This window comes from Pseudoalteromonas sp. KJ63-1, assembly GCF_055808145.1.
Genome location: NZ_CM147855.1, coordinates 507493 through 526035, shown reverse-complemented (window position 1 = coordinate 526035; position 18543 = coordinate 507493). Strand labels below are relative to the sequence as shown.

Below are 18543 nucleotides of genomic sequence, written 5' to 3'. Positions count from 1 at the left end.
CTTAAATGCTCCTACGTTTTATTAAACTAAACCGCTAAAAGAGCATGCTGTAATTGCATTAAAATTAAAAGTGCTCTGAATTCGCTTTGGCTATTTTATAATAAAAGATCATTACTTTAATTATTAACTAGATCTTCACAAATTGTGTTCTATGCTCATTTGAGGTAAATCCTTATTACAGGGACATAGTAATGCACACGATTAATCAATTTATTAACTCATTAAATTTAACAAAAAAACTTATCTCCGCCTTTTTAGTTGTTGCCCTAGTACCAATAACAATAATTATTATTGTTGCAATTAATACAGCCTCAAACTCAATGACAGAACAGGTTTATTCACGATTAGACGCTGTGAGTGAAGTAAAACAAAGCGCTGTTAAACGCTATTTTATCAATATTGAAAAAAAGCTTAATGCACTACAAGCAAATCCAGAAATGGCCAATATGGCGACAAAGTTTATAGAAGGATTTAATGATATTTCCCCTTCAAACTCATCTGAGTCTTTAAATCGCTTTTATAAAGAGTCTTTTACTCCAAAATTTAAACAGCTAAACCCGACAGATACAGTTTCATCATCCCTATTAGAGCAAATGAATCCAAAAAGTATTGAGCTGCAATCTCGTTATTTGGCTAATAACCCAAATCCAATTGGTGAAAAACAAAAACTAACTGCAACCGAGCAATCAGACTCTTACGAGCAAGCGCACCGCCAATATCACCCTTATTTAAGAGATATGACCAATATAAATGAGTTCTACGATATTTTCATTATCGACCCAACAAATGGCAATATTGTTTACTCCGTTTATAAAGAAGTCGACTTTGCCACATCGCTACAAACAGGGCCCTATGCTAAAAGTAATTTAGCGAGTTTATTTCAACAATTAAAAGATAGCAGCAACCCACAAACAATTGCATTTGCAGATTATAAACAGTACTCCCCTTCATATAATGCCCCTGCGAGCTTTATAGGTAAGCCTATTGTTGTTGATGGTAAAACGATTGCTATTTTAGCCGCCCAATTATCGATTGAAGATATCAATTCAATCATGAAAGAGCGTGACGGATTGGGCGAAAGCGGAGAAACCTATCTTGTTGGTCCTGAAGGGTTAATGCGCTCTGACTCTTACATTGATCCGATAAATCACTCTGTAGAAAGCTCATTTAGAAACCCAAATAAAGGCACAGTGAATACCTTATCTGTAATCAAAGCATTAAAAAATGAGAAAGGGCAGCATGTAATAAGTGATTATAACAATGAGATGGTGCTGTCTGCATTTGCACCAGTAAATGTATTTAATATTCGCTGGGCCCTCATAGCAGAAATGGACGAACAAGAAGCTTTTGAGTCGATAACTACACTTTCTCAACAACTCATTATTATACTTTTTATCACTATTTTCATTGTTACTATTGCCGCATATTGGTTTGCGAGAACACTAACAAAACCAATACATGCACTGGCTGATACGATGAAGAAAGTTGAACAACAAGGTGACTTTTCATTACGAGCAACTGTCTATTCAAGCGATGAGATAGGCGAAAGTACTCAAGCATTTAACACTCTTCTTGATGCTCTGCAGTTATCTATTAGTGAAACAAATCGTGTTATGAATCAAATGGCTGCGGGTAAATTTGATCAACGTATTGAAGCACCATGTCGAGGAGAGTTAGATACGTTAAAACAAGCAACCAACGATTGTGCGAGTTCACTAAACGATGCAATAAACGAGTTAAATAACATTGCGATTGCTATGGCTGATGGTCAATTTGATATTCAAATTAATGCCTCAATGTCAGGCGAGTTAGGCACCTTAAAAAGCAATATTAACCAATCGCTTTCCTCAATAAATAACACAATGAATAGTATCGTAGATATTATGGCTAACGTAGAGCAAGGTAACTTTAAAGAGCAAATTACTTACCCTGCTAAAGGAAAGCTTGCCCAGCTAAAAGACAGCGTAAATAACTCAGTAAATAGCTTAAGTATTGCCATAGATGGTATTAGTGACGTTATGAGTGCATTACGACAAGGCCAGTTTTCAGCGCAATTAGACGCCCCATTAGCTGGACAACTTAATACCTTAAAACAAGATATTAATTCCAGCATGGCTAATTTAAATAATGTAATGAATGAAATAGGTGAAGTCATGACCGTTGTTAGTAAGGGTGACTTTAAAAAAATGATAAAAGGTGAAGCCAGCGGTCAATTGGAGCAGTTAAAAAGTAATATTAATACATCAATCACGGCTATTGATAATGCTTTAACTGAAATTTCATCAGTCATGCTAGCAATTAGTCAGGGGCGTTTTGATCATACTATTTCATCAACTATGACTGGCCAACTAAACAGTTTAAAAATAGATATAAACCAATCAGTTACCAATCTAGAACATGTCATAAATGATCTCAACCAAGTAATGGCTGCAATGGCAAACGGCGATTTTTCTCATCAATTAAAACAGCCACTACAGGGCCAATTAGAAGATTTAAAAAATAATGTTAATGAGTCTACCTCATTAGTTTCACTGGCTATAAATGAAGTAAGCAGCGTTTTATCAAACTTAGCTAAAGGTGACCTTACCAAAAATATAGAAGGGCAATATCAAGGCGTATTCAATACCCTGAAAAGCGACACAAACGCGACTATCGATAAATTAACCAATGTCATTCAAGAGATTCAAGTATCGGCTAGTCAGGTTATGCAAAATGCAGGTGAAATAGCTTCAAGTAATACTGAAATAAGTAAGCGCACAGAAGAGCAAGCTGCCAATCTTGAAGAGGCAAGCTCAAGTACTGAGCAAATGCTAGATGAACTAACTAAAGTATCTGAACAATCAAAAAGTGCCGTGGCATTAGCAAGTAATGCTGAGGAAATTGCAGAAGAAGGAAACCAATTATCAATACAGACTGTTAGCGCGATTGATGAAGTGAATGAAGCCAGTAGAGACATAAACGAAATACTTACGGTTATTGACAACCTGGCTTTTCAAACAAACTTGCTATCACTTAATGCCGCCGTAGAAGCTGCTAGGGCTGGCGACCACGGAAGGGGCTTTGCTGTAGTCGCTAATGAAGTAGGTGATTTAGCGGGACGCAGTGCTAAATCTGCGAAGCAGATAAAAAGTATTATTGTAAATAGTAATCAAAAAATAGCGCTTGGGACTGAATTAGCAGACACCTCGGGAAAAAAACTAAAACACATAATGCAAGCAGTTAGCGATGTTAGTAAAAATATAATACATATAGCGCATTCTACCTCCGCACAGGAGCAAGCAATTAAAGAGGTCAATCTTGTTGTACAACGTTTAACGGGGCTAACTCAGGCAAACTCAGCTATTACAGAAGAAACAATGGCAGCAGCACGACAAATGGCAGAACAAGCTACCGAGATGAGAGTGCAACTCAATTACTTTAATCTAAAAAAAGAGCAATAATAGAATAAATGCGCTGTCAGTTATCCTGCTAGCGCAACGCACTTTTTAACTTGAGAAACTCAATGAGCCATTGTTAGTTATATACAATTATAAAGTTACGTCACTTTACCCGCTAAATTAAAACGTGGCTGAGTATATAGCTGGGTTTTAACCACCTCAGCTAAAATAGTTACTGCTTGGTAAATATCTTCAAATGAGGTGTAAAGAGGTGTAAAACCAAAGCGTAAAATATTAGGCGCACGAAAATCTGCAATTACCCCATTTTCAATTAACGCTTGGCATATAGCAAATGCGTCGGTATGTGAAAATGCTAGTTGGCTGCCTCTTTGGCTCGAATCCTCAGTAGAACATAAATGCAAATCACGTAAGCATGAATGTGTTTGTACTAATTTAATAAATACGTCGGCAAGTGCAATCGACTTTTCTCTTATTTGTGAAATATCTACATCTTGCCATACATCAAGCGCAGCATCTAAAGCACTCATAGCAATCACACTGGGTGTGCCACATAAATACTGATTTATGTTGTTAGCACGTTGATATTTTGCATCAAAAGCAAATGGTTTGGCATGACCCATCCAGCCTGATAAGGGTTGTTTTACAGCATCTTGGTGGCGTTTTGCTACATATAAAAACGCAGGCGAACCAGGGCCGCCATTTAAGTATTTATAGCCACAACCAACAGCAAAATCAGCATTACAGTCATCAAGTTCAACCGGTATAGCACCTGCACTATGGGCTAAATCCCATATCACCAAAATGCCTTTTTCATGAGCTAGCTGGGTGATTTTTTGCATATCCAACAATTTACCGGTTCTAAAATTCACCTGTGTTAACAGTAATACTGCTACTGAATCATTTAGGCTTTGTTCAATATCTTGCTCTGCGACGAGTTTTAGCTGACATAAGTCGGGGCCTAATAATTCACTTAACCCTTGTACTATGTATAGGTCAGTAGGAAAGTTATCATCGGTAGATAACACCACGTTACGCTCAGAGTTTAACGATAGCGCACTACTTAATAGTTTAAATAAATTAACCGAAATAGAATCACAACAAATAACTTGGCCTTTGTCGGCGCCAATAATAGGCGCTATTTTCTCCCCTACCTGGGTAGGTAAATCAATCCATTGGTGATCATTCCAACTTCTAATTAGGTGACTACCCCATTGCTGGCTTACCACCTCTGCTACGCGCGGTTTTACTGCTTTAGGCAGAGCACCTAACGAATTACCATCGAGATAAATAGTGTCTGCGGGTAAATCAAATTCGTCACGCTTGTGAGCCAGCGTATCCGCTTTATCAAGCGCTATAATCTCATTAAAATTCATTGTTACATCTCGTTCAAACTTTGTATTAGTGTATTAAATGCAGCAGATCCCGGATGGATCCAATCAAAATGCCCCACGCCTTCTAACATGACAACTGGGCGTTTAAGCTGTTCTAAATTAAAAGCAGGCACGATGGCATCTTGGTCACCTTGTAAAATAATGCTTTGCGGATGAAGCGGCTGCTCACTCGGGTTAGCTTGCGTGTATGCCGTAGGTTTATCAGTTGGCATGCCTTGCATAAAATCTTGAGTCACTTTTTGACAACTATTATCACCACGCGCATACGCTTTTATATCAGTAATAGGGGCCAAGCCAATAACCCCTTTAAGCTGGCTTATTTCACCACCAGCAAGCAATGCTAAATGCCCACCTGCCGAATGCCCTACCGCAACTGATTCCGCTAATTTAAACTCGCCATTATTATATTTACTTACCGCTAAAATTCCGGCTTTAACATCATTAAACGTTGCAGGCCAGCCACCACCGCTTGCACCGCTTCTTCGATACTCTAAAGACCATACATTAAAACCAGCTTGTGCTAGCCCCGTGCTTAATGCATAAGTGTGCTTAATATTGTACGCACTTAGCCAACAACCACCATGAAGTAAAATAACTAACGGCGTTTGCACCAATGTTTGTTTTGCGCGCCAAAGCAACGCGAACTGAGATTCATCATTACCATACGCTATTTTTTCATCCGCTGAGTTAAACCCAAGCGAAGCAACACTTGCGTATGCAACATTATTATCTACATCAGGAAAATTAACTTGCAGCGCGGTAGCGTTGACCAAAAAAGACCATACAGAAAAAAATAAAACTACTAAGCATTTCAAAATAAAATACTTCCTTTTTTAACCTTAAAAGCGATATAACTAAAAACGCTGGCAGTCGTTTACAAATTTTTTTATACGACTTACCAGCGCTATTACGTCATTATTAATAAAATAAATCGAATTATTTATTGTTGTTTAAAAACCGTGCCTTCTTTCATAACAAAATCAACATCCAATAAAGCACTAATATCACTTAATGGGCTGGTGTCTAAGGCAATAATATCAGCAAACTTACCAGCTTCTATAGTGCCTAAGCTATGATTCATATCAATCAAATCAGCCGCGTTAACCGTTGCCGACTTTAAGATATCAGCAGGAGTCATACCTGCTTGGTACATCAATACCGCTTCTTGTGCGTTAATGCCATGCTTAGATACACCACTGTCGGTACCGAACGCAATGTTAACCCCTGCCTCATATGCCTTAGTAAAGTTGTTGAGCATATCGCCACCAACCTTAATTGCTTTGCTTTTAATGGCTTCAGACATAAAATCAGAGTTATTGGCTAAGTTAACTACCGTATCGCCAGCAAGCAACGTAGGTACAAGGTAAGCACCTGTTTCTTTGAATAGTTTAATACCCTCATCGTCGGTGTAACTACCATGCTCTATACTATCAACGCCCGCACGTAATGCTGCGTTAATACCTTGGGCAGCATGGGCATGACTAGCTACTTTTCGCCCTAAACCATGTGCGGTATCAACAACTGCTTTGAGCTCATCGTCTTGCATTTGCTGACCTGTACCGGTAGTGGTATCCGAAAGCACCCCGCCAGTAGATGCGACTTTAATTAAATCAGCCCCATACTTGATTGCGTAGCGAGTTTTTTTGCGGCACTCTATTGCACCATCACACACTGTGGGCGGTGTTTTCATCGTGAGTAAGTCGGGGCTCATACCATCAACATCTAAGTGCCCGCCGGTAATAGTAACGCCAGCACCAGCAATAATTCGAGGGCCACTTATCCATCCTTTGGCCACCCCATTTCTTAATGCATACATTTGCTCACTTTGACTGCCCACATCACGCACTGTAGTAAAACCCGCCATAAGGGTTTTGTTAGCAAAATGCACACTGCGCATTGCTACATCTGCATCAGACATTTCCACCAGCTCTTTTTTGTTATCTGGCCCAAGCTCACCTTGTAAATGCACATGCATATCCATAAGCCCAGGCATAACAAAGCTGGTCGATAAATCGATTAGCTGAGCATTTTCACCAAAACGGTTGATAGGTAAAAAACCCGCTGATACCGAAACTATTTTGCCATTTTCTATTACTACGGTTTGTTTTTGTTGTGGTTTTTCTCCGGGAATAGCTAGCAACTCTCCTGCATGAATCACTTTAGTATCCGCATGTGCATTAGTAGCAACGATGTTGATTGCGAAAAAAACGAGGTAACCACACTCAATCGAAATATGCTCATTAAACTCTCCAATGAATCGTCATTCGTTAACAACAACGAAACAACGTTAAAATATTGTTATATCACTAATACCTTATCAGGAAAGTTATAAAAACAAACCACTATCATACTTTTACTACAAAAAACGGCTGAAAGTCAGACTATTAACACAAAAAAGCAGCACACCTAATTGGTCGTGCTGCTTTTAAACATCGCGATTAAAAATAATCTTACATCGTTTACAGGGCCTAAAGTTAAACTTTAAAGAAGGCAATTTCTTTTTTAAGCGAACCTGACAAATCAGTAAGTACTTTAGTTGCCGTGTCATTTTTATTCATCGACTCAATGGTTTCTTCAGACATTACCGCAACCTGCTCCATTGCAGCACTAAATTCAGTTACCACTTGAACTTGTTCAGATGCAGCGCTAGACACCTGCTTCACCAAGTTCAACGAGTCCATTGCTTGTTCCTCAATATGTTTGAGTAAATCTGTTGCCTGCATAATTTTCGCTTTGCCGTTTTCAACCTGTGGCTGCGTTGTTTCCATAGCACTTACAGATGCTGCCGTTTGAGTTTGCACATCGGTAATCATAATTTCAATTTGTGAGGTGGCTTCACCGGTACGTTGCGCTAACTGCCGAACTTCGTCTGCAACAACGGCAAAACCGCGTCCCGACTCACCCGCTCTTGCAGCTTCTATTGCGGCATTAAGAGCCAGCAAATTAGTCTGTTCAGAGATACCACTGATCACACTCGCAATGCCGCCTATTTGTTTTGTATTTTCAGCTAATAACCTTATTTGCTCTACCGTTTCATCAACGGTGGTCGCTATGCGTTCCATTTCGGTAAAAACTTTTTAAGCTAAAACCCAAAATGAAATTCATTTTTTCATGCAGCTAAACCTGATAGGTGTGCCTATACTTAATCCACGTGTTGAAATACTTTTCATATGTAGAGAGCCTATGGATATTAAAGATATAAACATTGCGCTGCTAGAAAAGTGTAATTTTCTTTTAATGGTATTTGATAATAACGATCAGCTTAGTTACCTTTCTCCTAGATGGTCAGAGCTCAATATTACAGCTAAAAACATGCCAACCATTAAAAGCTTTTATGCCTGTTGTACAACTGAAAGCAAAGCACTATTACAACAGCAAATCCTTGCACTAAAATCGCAACATAATGAGTTAGACCAATTTGATATTGAGCTCACATTCACAACCGATTACTCCATTAGACTAAATTGTTGCTTACAAAGTGTAGAACAAAAACAACACCAATATATGGTTTTAATTTTTAACCAGCACTTTGCCCAAGTGTCGTCTGTTATTAGCAATAACGAATTACAAACCATCATAGAAAATGCCGGCGAAGTTTTAAAAGTGGGTTATTGGCAACTCGACTGTAACACTAGCCAATTATTTTGGACCGATGAAATTTACACCATTCATGGTGTTTCACCCAGTAACTATTCCCCTGAACTAGACACAGCAATAAATTTTTATCATGAAGATGATAAACCCAAGATAGCTCATGCGGTCGAACAAGCTCTTGCGAGCGGGCAAGGGTGGAGCTGTATAAAGTTGCGTGTTGTAGGTAACGATCAACAAGAGCGCATTGTTATATCAAGCGGCAATGTATCAAGAAATAAAAACGGTGCAATCACTAAGTTATATGGCATTTTTCAAGATATATCGGGGAGTGAAAAAATCGCTCTAGAGCGGGACTTTTTAGTTACCGCACTCAAAGAAACTACGGTTGGGATGGTGATTGCCGATAAAGACAAGCGCGTTATTTGGGTAAATGGCTCATTTGAAAGAATAACAGGCTATACACTCAATCAAGTGGAAGGTAAAAAACTAGGTGCTATTTTACAAGGTGAAAAAACTGACGCCAACACAATAGAGCAACTTAGAATTCATCTTAAAAAAGGCATCCCTATTACCACCCGAATTTTAAACTATACACAAAGTGGGAACCCCTATTGGAATGAACTAGCCATATCACCCATTTTTAGAGACGGCAAAGTGGCTTATTACTTTGCTGTACAAAACGACGTAACCAAAGAAATAAACATTGAGCATAAACTAATCGCGCTTAATACCAGTTTAGAGCAACGTATTCAGGCGCGTACTCAAGAGCTCTCTTCACTTAATAAAGAGCTAGAAAAACAAGCCAATATAGACCCACTTACAGGCTGTTTAAATAGACGAACTTTATACAGAACGCTCAGCGATGAACTATTAAAAACGCAAAATAAAAACACCTATATTTCATTATTAATGCTCGACATAGACCATTTTAAAGCCATAAACGATAATTATGGTCACGAGGCTGGAGATTTAAGCTTAAAAGAGCTCACCAACACATTACGCTCCTTAACTAGAAAGCACGATTTTGTATTTCGCCTAGGCGGTGAAGAGTTTTTAATTATTATGCCCAACACAAACAAAGCCGAAGCTAAGCAAGCCGCAGAGCGAATTAAAAACACGATTAATCAACATAAAGTTTTCTATCGCAATAAAAACATTAGCTTTACAGTAAGTATTGGGCTGCTTACCCATGATGGCTCTATCAGCTTACAAAACAGCTTAAAATACGTTGATGACTATTTATACGAAGCAAAAGCTAAAGGCCGTAATAGGATTGTTGATTGAGTAATTTTAAATCAATTGGTAAAAACTTAACTAGTCATATAAGCTAAATGATTGAGCATAATAATTTAAATATATTTAGCTAAATTTGAGTTCGTAAATAAAATACACCTTAGGCAAAAATATTAAACGCGTACTTTTTATTTTACGTCAGCTAGTCCGCTATTATTTTTATTCGATTATTTAGTGTTAATCACATCAAAAACAAGGTTGCATAATGATAAAAGCGTCAACACCTGAAGATGAACTATCACGGCTAAAAGACTTATATGAGTATGACGTTTTAGACACTGAAGCTGAGAAATCCTTTGACGACTTAACCCAGCTTGCATCTGATATTTGCGAAACGCCAATTTCACTGATAAGCCTTGTTGATCCCAACAGGCAATGGTTTAAGTCTAAGTATGGAATTGATGTAGCCGAAACAGCAAGAGATATCTCGTTTTGTTCTCACGCAATTTTAGAAAACCAAGTGTTCGAAGTTCAAAATGCACTGACAGACACTCGCTTTCACGATAACCCCTTGGTCACAAACGACCCAAATATTCGCTTTTATGCAGGTGCACCTCTTATAACTCCTAGAGGCAATGCTATAGGTACGTTATGTGTCATTAGTGATAAACCAAAAAAGCTTTCGAGCAAACAAATAAATGCGCTCACGGTTTTGGGCAAAGAGGTTATTGCGCAACTAGAGCTTAGGCTTAATAATAAAAAGCTGTCTATGGCATTAGAAAAACAAAAAGCACACAATAAAGAACTAGAAAAGTTAAAAGAAGAAGCAGATACGGCCAATAACACTAAGAGTAAATTTTTAGCAAATATGACTCACGAGCTGAGAACCCCATTACATGGGATTTTAAATTTAGCTGAATTTGGTATGACCGAAACCACAACAAAGGAAAAAGACAGCACTTTAAAAAGTATATTAAAGTCAGCTCATTACTTATCAAATATTGTAAATGACATTTTAGACTTTTCTAAAATTGAGGCTGGTAAATTAGAAATTGAACATATCGACTTCAATCTTAATGACGTTATTAGCGATGTGATAAAGCCCCAGTTACAGCAAGCGTCTACTAAAGGTATAAAGCTTATTACATCGGTAGACCCTAAAATAGCGGATAATTTAAAAGGGGACCCTCTTCGGGTTTCGCAAATTTTAAATAACCTGTGCTCAAATGCGATTAAATTTACCAAAACGGGCCAAGTCGACCTGAAAGTAAGTATTAAAAGTAGTACATTGCAAACACAAGTACTCAAGTTTGAAGTTATTGATACAGGCCTTGGCATTAATGAGGCTGTTCAAGAACATTTATTTAAAGAATTTCATCAGGCAGATTCATCGACCTCAAGAGAATATGGGGGTACAGGTTTAGGCTTATCAATTTGTGCTCGTTTAAGTGAGTTAATGCAGGGGCACCTTAGCTTTACCAGCCAAATAGGTAAAGGCTCTACGTTCACCTATGAGCAACGCTTTGAGATTGTTTTGTCACCAATAATAGCAAGGCAAAGCGTTGAGCTAACAAACTTACAAGGTTGTACTGTCTTAATTGCCGAAGATAATAAAATAAATCAGCTCATTATTGTTAAAATGCTCAAGGTACATAATGCTGATTTAATAATCGCAGAGAACGGTAAAGAATGCGTTAAGTACTTCAAAGAACACCTTGTAGACTTAATTTTCATGGATATACAAATGCCTGAAATAGATGGCATAAAAGCCACACAGGCTATTAGATCGCTTCCTAAAGGTAAAACCGTTCCAATTATCGCTATGACAGCAAATACCCTAAAACAAGACATTGAGCATTATTTAGATATTGGCATGGATGGCTACCTAACTAAACCGTTCGATAAAGCTAAGCTCAACAGCTTACTCAATGTTTATAATCCTAAAAACCTCAACCTCAAAAACTTAGCAGTAAAAATTAGCGACCCTAATACTGCCAGTAATTGGAAGGTCAAACAAATATGCATAGAATTAAAAGCGCTTATTCCTAATGCCAATCGAGTCAGTCTGTGGTTATTTAATAAAGATTACAGCGCATTAAGTTGCTTAATTTGTCTTGATGAAAATGATGACGTGTCAAGTGGTGCTGTTTTAAATGCAGAAGACTCACCGGCTTATTTCAACTATATCTTAACCAACCAAATACTCGACGCATCAGACGCCAGAAATAACGAAGTAACCGAGTCGTTTACTCACTCTTACTTTGAGCCACTCAATATTTATTCTTTACTTGATTACACTTATAAACTTGATAACAAGCCGTTAGGTGTCATTTGTTGTGAAAGTGTGGACTCAAAAGTAACGTGGAGCCACGAAGATAAAGAATCATTAATAAAAGTAGCGGATATAACTACCCTCTTTTTATCAGAGCAAATAAATAAGCCATAAAAGTTAGTTAAATGCAATCAAGGTGCGGAGTTATCAATAAAGTGCAATTAAATGAAACATGTTTATTGATAGCTCATTATTTTTTGCTGCCACTTACAGTCATTATCAAGCTTGGTTACTAAGTTTTGTAGATGCAGAAACAGTTCACTCTGCTCTTTAGGGACTAATATTCGTCGATGATATTCATCGTGTGGCTCAGCGGATAAGTGGAAAACAGTCGCTTTAACTAAATCTGAAAGGTAATACTCAAACATAGATCGACCAATAATCGCCGCATCAATCCGCTGCTTAGTTAACATCGTCAGCAAGGCTCCCTCGTCAACAGTATCAATTCGATTCACCAAGCCCTCAGCTACTGCTTCGTTTATACCTGCATAATAAAAGCCTCGAACCCCTCCCACTGTCTTTCCCTTTAATGAGTTAGGTGATTGATACTCAAAGGGAGTACTTTGTAAAGAAACAACCTCATCACGATCTTCAAACACTTTACTCGTCCAAAGGTATTTTTGTTCTGTTTTATCTTTAAACCACTTAGGGTTCACCCCCAATAAAATACCATTCATCTCGTTACGCTCTAGCATAACTTCAATACGTTTTCTGGGCACATACACTAAGTTAAATTCATAATCGTTACTTAAACGATTTAAATGATTAACAAAGTCAAAATACAAACCTGATTGACCGCTAATATCAATGATTAAAGGTGGCTGTAGGTGGTATGCATACACCGCTACTTTAAACTTGCCTTGCTCGGCTAAAGCTAAGGGACACATTAATACTAAAAACAACCAGTATTTTGCCATAATTTTCTGCATATAAACTCTATAGATAGGTTTTTAAACATGTTGTTAATTAACTATAGCTTATGCTCTACTATTTCTCTGGAAACTTATTACTGGTTTCACTCATACTCCAAAATTTATTTATATAAATTAGAACAATCACTTACGATACGTTTTTTAAAGTAAAAGCGAGGTTTCCTTGGTCATTGTTGAGGTACCTCAGTTCTTATTTTGAGCTAATTGCTCAATTAAATGCTTATCCTGGGTAACCTCAGCAAGCAAACGATATTTTTTAGCCTGGCGTGTATCATTATTAAGCCCATGTAATTGCGACAAACGATAATTGGCCCAGTTCAAACTAGGCCATGACTCACTTAGATCGCCTTTGCTATATTTTTTTAATGATTCAATTCCCAATAAAATATTCGTTTTACTAAACACAGCATTGCGACCAAGCTGATATAAAACGTTTTGCATCAAAGTATGGTTTTGTGGATTTGTTTTCAACGCGATTTCAAACTGCATATGTGCTTTATCAAACTGTTTAACGTGTTGAAAAAGCAGCCCTAGCTCATAAGCTATAACAGGTGTTTTTCTCTCACTCTGCTGATACTTCAATAGCTTGACTGTTAAAGCTGAATCATCAAGAGTCTGTTTATAAAAATCGAGTTCAGCTAATACGCCTTGTTCTTGATTACGTAATTTAATTGCTTTTACTTGCTCAAAAGCAAGTGCTTCACTGCCACCAGCAATTGCTGGGGCGCCAAGATAAAAGCTAATCAACCCCTTTTTATATGTAATATTCTCTGGCGCTAAAGCAACCGCTTTTTTCATACATGCCAGTGACTTTTTTGCATAGCTAAACGCTTTAAAAAATGCTTCTCCCGCTTGCCTGCCCATAATTCTGCCACAATAAAAATGAGTTAAATGATTCTGAGGATGCTCCTCTATTAACTCACTTATTAATGCTTCAGCGGCATCTAAGTCACTATCAATCATCGCAATTGCTTGTTCATTTAAAGCATCGACTTTTTCACCCGCGTTTACTGATGAACAAAATAGCGCCAATAAAAACATAACTCGCATCATATTTTTCATTTATTTTATCCTTTAGTTTCATTAGTATATTTGCGAGAAAGAACAGAAATAAATATAACTCCCACCAGTCCAGGTGCGACCCAAAACATAATTTGCATAAACCCTGTAGAAGTAAATATATGCCTACCACCAAATGCAATAAATGCAGTGTATGCGGCAATGCCTGAGCCGATATATCCGCCCAAATGCTCAACCAACCAATCGGTTTTTTTATGTGTCGCTTAAAGGTGAAATGTAAATTGGTAATAGAAATAAACAAGCCTAACGGGCCAAATACCAACATTAATATGTGCCCTGTAACAATGCCAAACCATAAAATAAGTGCTCCACTCACTAACAACACAAACGTTATGAATAACTGAAATGGTCCTTTGATACTTTGTTGGTCTAATTTAGCTTTGAGCACTAGTTTGCCATAGCGTACAGACACCAGGGTCAACAACGATAAATGGAAAAGTAACAACGCAAAACGTACAATCCCCTCACGCACCTCAGCCTTATTTACGCTATCTACAAAAGCCTCTGGCTTTACCCACTCGGGAATGGCAATCGATAACAACGCCATCGCCATCCCTGTTATAACCACCCCGTACATAGATAAGGTATACCAGTTACCAAATTTTTTATGCCGTGGTGAGCCTTTTTTACTATAAGCAGGGAACCAAAACAAAAATAAGGCGCATATTCCTACGCTAATATGCCCAGCCAACATAATCTTAAAAATAATATCCATAATTTATAACCTCAAATAATGTGTTGATTTGAAGTATCTAAAAATATGCCTTGTGATGAGAGTGCCAAAAGTCACTTTTTTGTTTGAGCACTTAAAAAGTAATAAACAGGCTATATTATTTGCGAAAAAATTGAACAACCTAGCTTGACCTGTCTAATACTTTATAGTTTACATTAACTATCGCATTTTAAATGTATGAGGTTTTATGTGTACCGTATATCTGAGTTAGCGAAATTAGTTGGTTTATCTAGAACGGCTTTGCTTTATTACGAAAAGCTCAGCTTAATCTCAGCAAAGAGATTAGAAAATGGCTACCGAGTTTATAGCGAAAGAGATGTGCAACAGGTGCGCCTAATCCAGCAATTGCAAAAGCGGGTTTCACCTTAGCTGAATGTAAACATTGCTTAGAAAGTAAGTTAGATAAGACCGTACTTAGGCTACGCTATAATGAGTTAAAAGATGAGATAAGCCAAAAAGAACGTTCATTGGCTTTATTATCTTCCCTTCTCGGTGATGATACGAGTAAGCCATGGCATATAACGCTTTCTGAAATCGCACCAGATGCACATATAGACTGGTTAAAAATCCAAGGGTTTGATGAAAAACAAGCTCTAAGAGTCAAATGGTTGTCAAAAGATATGAATGAACATGAAAAGTATATGCAAGACTTTATGAAAGTGTTTGAAACACTCGAGCTTTGGGGGCCTAGTAGTAAAGAAGATACTTCAAAAGCGTACTCGTTACTTACGAGCCATCCTGCACATATTTTAGAGATAGGTTGCGGCAAAGGAAATTCAACAATAACACTTGCCAATTTATCGAAAGCAAAAATTATCGCAATAGATAATGAGCAGTCAGCCTTAGCGCAATTGCAACTTAAAATTAAGCAGCACAACCTCAAAGATTCAGTGTCAACTCAATGTATGAGTATGACTGAATTGAATTTTGACACTGATAAATTTGATGTCATTTGGGCGGAAGCATCGGCCTATATTATGGGAGTTGAAAAGGCACTGGCCAATTGGCAGTCTTTATTAAAATCACACGGATTTATTGTTTTTAGCGATTTAGTCTGGCTAACAGATAACCCAAGTCAAGATTCTATAGAACACTGGAAAAATGATTACCCAGACATTCAAACAATTAACACTAGAAAGTCACAGATAGAGCAAGCAGGGCTTGAGCTAAAACATACATTTACTGTTTCTGAGCAAACTTGGCAAAGCTACTATGTACCACTTGAAAAACGTGCAAATGAGTTAGCATCACAACTGGTAAACTCACAAGCAATCTCTGATATAAAAAACGAAGTAAATTTGTATAAATCGCGACTTGGTGAGTTTGGTTATCAATTCTTTATTGCTCAAAAAAATAGGCACTCGCTGCTTACTTATGTAAGCAGCTTAGTAGTCATTCAAGGTTAGCAGCGTTTATTATTATTTTATTAATCCTACTTCTATAGCCTTTAACACCGCTCGCGTACGATCCCTAACACCTAATTTTGCAAGAATAGTTGAGACATAGTTTTTAACCGTCCCTTCAGATTTAAACACCGCAGCCGAAATTTCGCGATTGCTACACCCAGCCGCCATAAAGCGCAGTATTTCTAATTCTTTGGCGCTGAATTCAGGCAGGTCAACTACACTTTCAAATTGGCTATCACTGGTACTTAGCTGCTTTATTACACGTTCAGAAATCGCTGGCTGTATTAACGTTTCGCCCTTATGAACACACTCTATCGCATCTACCAAGGTCTCTAATGATACATCTTTAAGTAAATACCCCTTTGCGCCTGCTTGCAGCGCGCTAACAACGAGCTCATGATCATTAAACGTTGTTAGCATAATCACTGGCGGCTGCGGTTTATCAAGCTTAGTTTGGTTTAACGCTTGCAACGTATCAATTCCCGACATTGCAGGCATGCGTATATCCATCAGTATAACGTCAGGTTGTTTTTCTTGAATTAACGATATAGCTTGCTCACCACCAGACGCTTCAGCTACCACATCAATAGCTTCAGAGAGCATTAATAAACTTTTTATCCCTGAGCGTACCAACGTTTGATCATCAACAATAATTACTTTAATTTTCATTGTGGCTCCACCAGCGTAATCTGTGTTACAAAACCAGTTGTGGTATGTTTAAACTTCACACAGCCACCTAAATCGTTAACACGCTCTTCAATACCTTTGAGGCCGTGTCCTTTTTGCAGAGGCTTGATGGTTTTAGAGTGAGCATTATCAACAATCGTTAAATGAATAACATGCTCTGCATGTGTTATAGCTATTGTCAGCTCAGTAGCATAACTATGTTTTAGCGTGTTAGTTATGCTCTCTTGCGTACAACGAAGCAAGGCGTCAGCAACCCTAACATCATTAATCATCGCTTCATCCACAATATTAAGTTTAATTTTTAACTGCGGTACATTATTAATAAGTGCTTGTAAGGCTTGTTTAATTTCTATCGCTGATCTGTCACGAATTTCTGAAACGGCCTCTCGAACATCGCTCAATAACAGCTTAGCCAAACTATGACATTGCTTAATATTTTCATGCACAGCTCCTTCTGACGTTCGCTGTGCTACTTGTAAATTAATCGTCAAAGCGGTTAAGTGGTGCCCTAATAAGTCATGAATATTACGGGCAATGCGAGTTCGCTCAGCTTGCTTGGTGGCTTCACTTAACAGCGTTTGTGTGGCAATTAACTCTCGGTTTAATGCCTCTGACTTTTCACGTGCTAGAGATTCGTTTCGTGTAGTATTCATGACCACTAATGCAAATAAATTAAACGTCCAAAATAACAAACCGGTCAACAGGCTATCGTCTTTGCCCCAGTAAAAGGTAAAAATAAGAAAAAGCGGAACTAAACATAACAAGGATAAGCATATGGCGTGCCTCAAACGCATAAAATAAGGTAGTTGAGCACACCAAATGGTGCTTAATATCGCTATGTAGGTGTAAGGTACAACCGCCGCTACAACTAATAATACAGCATATTGAATTGTTAAAAGCCCTTGCTTAAGCCTTTCATTTAAGCGGGTCTTATAGTTTGCGTTCGCAATCATAAAACAGCTTATAAACGCTAAGAAACACAGGGTAACTATTATTAAATCAGGTACCGAATAATCATCCGACTTGACCATTAACCATAACGCCGAGCCGCTCACGGCAGCCCACGCAATAATCGCAGTAAAGCTTTCTATAGACACAAGACGTTTTATTTCAGTCATTTAACTTAATCCATTAATAAATATATCTTCAGTGGCCTCTTAAACTTAGTCTACAGCAGGCGTGCTCAAAATATTAAGCTCTTTTATAAAGAATGTGATTTTGCTGTTTAAAAAACTGAATGTGAGGCGTTGTTAATGCATCGATGCCATCATATTCGTTGTGTTAATTATCTATTTTGTATATTTGCCTAACCTGCCAGAGAAAATGGGAAATGCTGGGTTATTGAATATGTATGGTTGTTGCTTACTTAAAAGCGCGAGTATAATACGCCACTGCAAACGCATTTAGCTCACCAAATTTGGAGCACCACCATGAAAAAACTATCGAAAGTACAATTAAAACAACAAGCACTTGTACTTGATGTTGCTGATAAAATAGAAGCACAAGGGCGTGCTGATATACCAGGTATGCTGCAATGCTGGTTCGATGTGGAATATCATTTATTTCCGGGTTCGTTACTTATGTGTTTTCAGTTTGAAAACCAACAAGCATTAACTGCGGCAGAGCCAGAGTTATTAAAATGGCAAAAGCGCTTAAGCGCTGCCATGCTTAAAAAAGGCGTGATTTTGAAAGATATGCGTAAACATTTAGTGTTTACCTTAAAAGGACCTGACGACTAAACCACTTGTATTGAATGC

General features: G+C 37.9%; 14 protein-coding genes and 1 pseudogene. 6 read left to right on the top strand and 9 right to left on the bottom strand.

Annotated elements, in window-relative coordinates; translation table 11 throughout:
• The first annotated feature begins 191 nt into the window (after positions 1 to 191).
• A complete protein-coding gene (locus AC0L7Q_RS02445) occupies positions 192 to 3440 on the top strand; it encodes a methyl-accepting chemotaxis protein (protein ID WP_409424707.1) in 3249 nt (1082 codons plus the stop codon).
• 95 nt (positions 3441 to 3535) lie between these two features.
• Here the strand turns inward: AC0L7Q_RS02445 and kynU are convergent, their stop codons facing one another.
• From kynU to AC0L7Q_RS02425, 4 genes and pseudogenes are all read right to left on the bottom strand, one after another.
• On the bottom strand, positions 3536 to 4771 hold the full coding sequence (gene kynU, locus AC0L7Q_RS02440; RefSeq protein WP_409424706.1) for a kynureninase: 1236 nt from the start codon (positions 4769 to 4771) through the stop codon (positions 3536 to 3538).
• Positions 4772 to 4773: 2 nt separating this feature from the next.
• The gene (locus tag AC0L7Q_RS02435; protein WP_409424705.1) at positions 4774 to 5604 is read right to left on the bottom strand and encodes an alpha/beta hydrolase family protein; all 831 of its coding nucleotides are present in this window, start codon (positions 5602 to 5604) and stop codon (positions 4774 to 4776) included.
• Between the two features lie 125 nt (positions 5605 to 5729).
• A pseudogene (locus AC0L7Q_RS02430) lies at positions 5730 to 7030 on the bottom strand (metal-dependent hydrolase family protein).
• A gap of 233 nt (positions 7031 to 7263) precedes the next feature.
• Positions 7264 to 7851 (bottom strand): methyl-accepting chemotaxis protein, encoded by a 588-nt coding sequence (locus AC0L7Q_RS02425; RefSeq protein WP_409424704.1) that lies wholly within the window; start codon positions 7849 to 7851, stop codon positions 7264 to 7266.
• 121 nt (positions 7852 to 7972) lie between these two features.
• Between AC0L7Q_RS02425 and AC0L7Q_RS02420 the strand changes: the two genes are divergently transcribed.
• Positions 7973 to 9667 (top strand): GGDEF domain-containing protein, encoded by a 1695-nt coding sequence (locus AC0L7Q_RS02420; protein ID WP_409424703.1) that lies wholly within the window; start codon positions 7973 to 7975, stop codon positions 9665 to 9667.
• Positions 9668 to 9881: 214 nt separating this feature from the next.
• Complete coding sequence (locus tag AC0L7Q_RS02415; protein WP_409424702.1) at positions 9882 to 12062, top strand: response regulator; 2181 nt, start codon at positions 9882 to 9884, stop codon at positions 12060 to 12062.
• A 62-nt stretch (positions 12063 to 12124) separates the two neighbouring features.
• Here the strand turns inward: AC0L7Q_RS02415 and AC0L7Q_RS02410 are convergent, their stop codons facing one another.
• From AC0L7Q_RS02410 to AC0L7Q_RS02400, 3 genes are all read right to left on the bottom strand, one after another.
• Positions 12125 to 12877 (bottom strand): substrate-binding periplasmic protein, encoded by a 753-nt coding sequence (locus AC0L7Q_RS02410; protein WP_409424701.1) that lies wholly within the window; start codon positions 12875 to 12877, stop codon positions 12125 to 12127.
• Between the two features lie 186 nt (positions 12878 to 13063).
• Positions 13064 to 13942 (bottom strand): tetratricopeptide repeat protein, encoded by an 879-nt coding sequence (locus AC0L7Q_RS02405; RefSeq protein ID WP_409424700.1) that lies wholly within the window; start codon positions 13940 to 13942, stop codon positions 13064 to 13066.
• Positions 13878 to 14675, bottom strand: coding sequence for a hypothetical protein (locus AC0L7Q_RS02400; RefSeq protein WP_409424699.1), 798 nt, complete (start codon positions 14673 to 14675; stop codon positions 13878 to 13880). Before AC0L7Q_RS02400 ends, AC0L7Q_RS02405 begins: the two co-directional genes overlap by 65 nt.
• A 195-nt stretch (positions 14676 to 14870) precedes the next feature.
• Between AC0L7Q_RS02400 and AC0L7Q_RS02395 the strand changes: the two genes are divergently transcribed.
• Positions 14871 to 15062, top strand: a complete 192-nt coding sequence (locus AC0L7Q_RS02395) for a MerR family transcriptional regulator (protein ID WP_409424698.1) — start codon at positions 14871 to 14873, stop codon at positions 15060 to 15062.
• 98 nt (positions 15063 to 15160) lie between these two features.
• A complete protein-coding gene (locus tag AC0L7Q_RS02390) occupies positions 15161 to 16099 on the top strand; it encodes a class I SAM-dependent methyltransferase (protein WP_409424697.1) in 939 nt (312 codons plus the stop codon).
• 12 nt (positions 16100 to 16111) lie between these two features.
• Here the strand turns inward: AC0L7Q_RS02390 and AC0L7Q_RS02385 are convergent, their stop codons facing one another.
• Together AC0L7Q_RS02385 and AC0L7Q_RS02380 are read right to left on the bottom strand one after the other, a co-directional pair.
• A complete protein-coding gene (locus AC0L7Q_RS02385; RefSeq protein ID WP_409424696.1) occupies positions 16112 to 16768 on the bottom strand; it encodes a response regulator in 657 nt (218 codons plus the stop codon).
• The gene (locus tag AC0L7Q_RS02380; RefSeq protein WP_409424695.1) at positions 16765 to 17904 is read right to left on the bottom strand and encodes a sensor histidine kinase; all 1140 of its coding nucleotides are present in this window, start codon (positions 17902 to 17904) and stop codon (positions 16765 to 16767) included. The genes AC0L7Q_RS02385 and AC0L7Q_RS02380 overlap by 4 nt, the downstream gene beginning before the upstream one ends.
• A gap of 312 nt (positions 17905 to 18216) precedes the next feature.
• On the opposite strand from AC0L7Q_RS02380, the gene AC0L7Q_RS02375 reads away from it, so the two are divergent.
• Positions 18217 to 18525 carry a hypothetical protein gene (locus AC0L7Q_RS02375; RefSeq protein ID WP_413401271.1) on the top strand — a complete coding sequence of 103 codons (309 nt, stop codon included), beginning with the start codon at positions 18217 to 18219 and terminating at the stop codon, positions 18523 to 18525.
• Positions 18526 to 18543 lie beyond the last annotated feature (18 nt).

What these genes read in the sequence shown, in the direction of transcription:
- AC0L7Q_RS02375 (WP_413401271.1), top strand. Translation starts at nt 18,217, where the DNA reads ATGAAAAAACTATCGAAAGTACAATTAAAACAACAAGCACTTGTACTT.
- AC0L7Q_RS02385 (WP_409424696.1), bottom strand. Translation starts at nt 16,768, where the DNA reads ATGAAAATTAAAGTAATTATTGTTGATGATCAAACGTTGGTACGCTCA.
- AC0L7Q_RS02445 (WP_409424707.1), top strand. Translation starts at nt 192, where the DNA reads ATGCACACGATTAATCAATTTATTAACTCATTAAATTTAACAAAAAAA.
- AC0L7Q_RS02425 (WP_409424704.1), bottom strand. Translation starts at nt 7,851, where the DNA reads ATGGAACGCATAGCGACCACCGTTGATGAAACGGTAGAGCAAATAAGG.
- AC0L7Q_RS02415 (WP_409424702.1), top strand. Translation starts at nt 9,882, where the DNA reads ATGATAAAAGCGTCAACACCTGAAGATGAACTATCACGGCTAAAAGAC.
- AC0L7Q_RS02395 (WP_409424698.1), top strand. Translation starts at nt 14,871, where the DNA reads ATGAGGTTTTATGTGTACCGTATATCTGAGTTAGCGAAATTAGTTGGT.
- kynU (WP_409424706.1), bottom strand. Translation starts at nt 4,771, where the DNA reads ATGAATTTTAATGAGATTATAGCGCTTGATAAAGCGGATACGCTGGCT.
- AC0L7Q_RS02420 (WP_409424703.1), top strand. Translation starts at nt 7,973, where the DNA reads ATGGATATTAAAGATATAAACATTGCGCTGCTAGAAAAGTGTAATTTT.
- AC0L7Q_RS02400 (WP_409424699.1), bottom strand. Translation starts at nt 14,675, where the DNA reads ATGGATATTATTTTTAAGATTATGTTGGCTGGGCATATTAGCGTAGGA.
- AC0L7Q_RS02405 (WP_409424700.1), bottom strand. Translation starts at nt 13,942, where the DNA reads ATGAAAAATATGATGCGAGTTATGTTTTTATTGGCGCTATTTTGTTCA.
- AC0L7Q_RS02410 (WP_409424701.1), bottom strand. Translation starts at nt 12,877, where the DNA reads ATGCAGAAAATTATGGCAAAATACTGGTTGTTTTTAGTATTAATGTGT.
- AC0L7Q_RS02380 (WP_409424695.1), bottom strand. Translation starts at nt 17,904, where the DNA reads ATGACTGAAATAAAACGTCTTGTGTCTATAGAAAGCTTTACTGCGATT.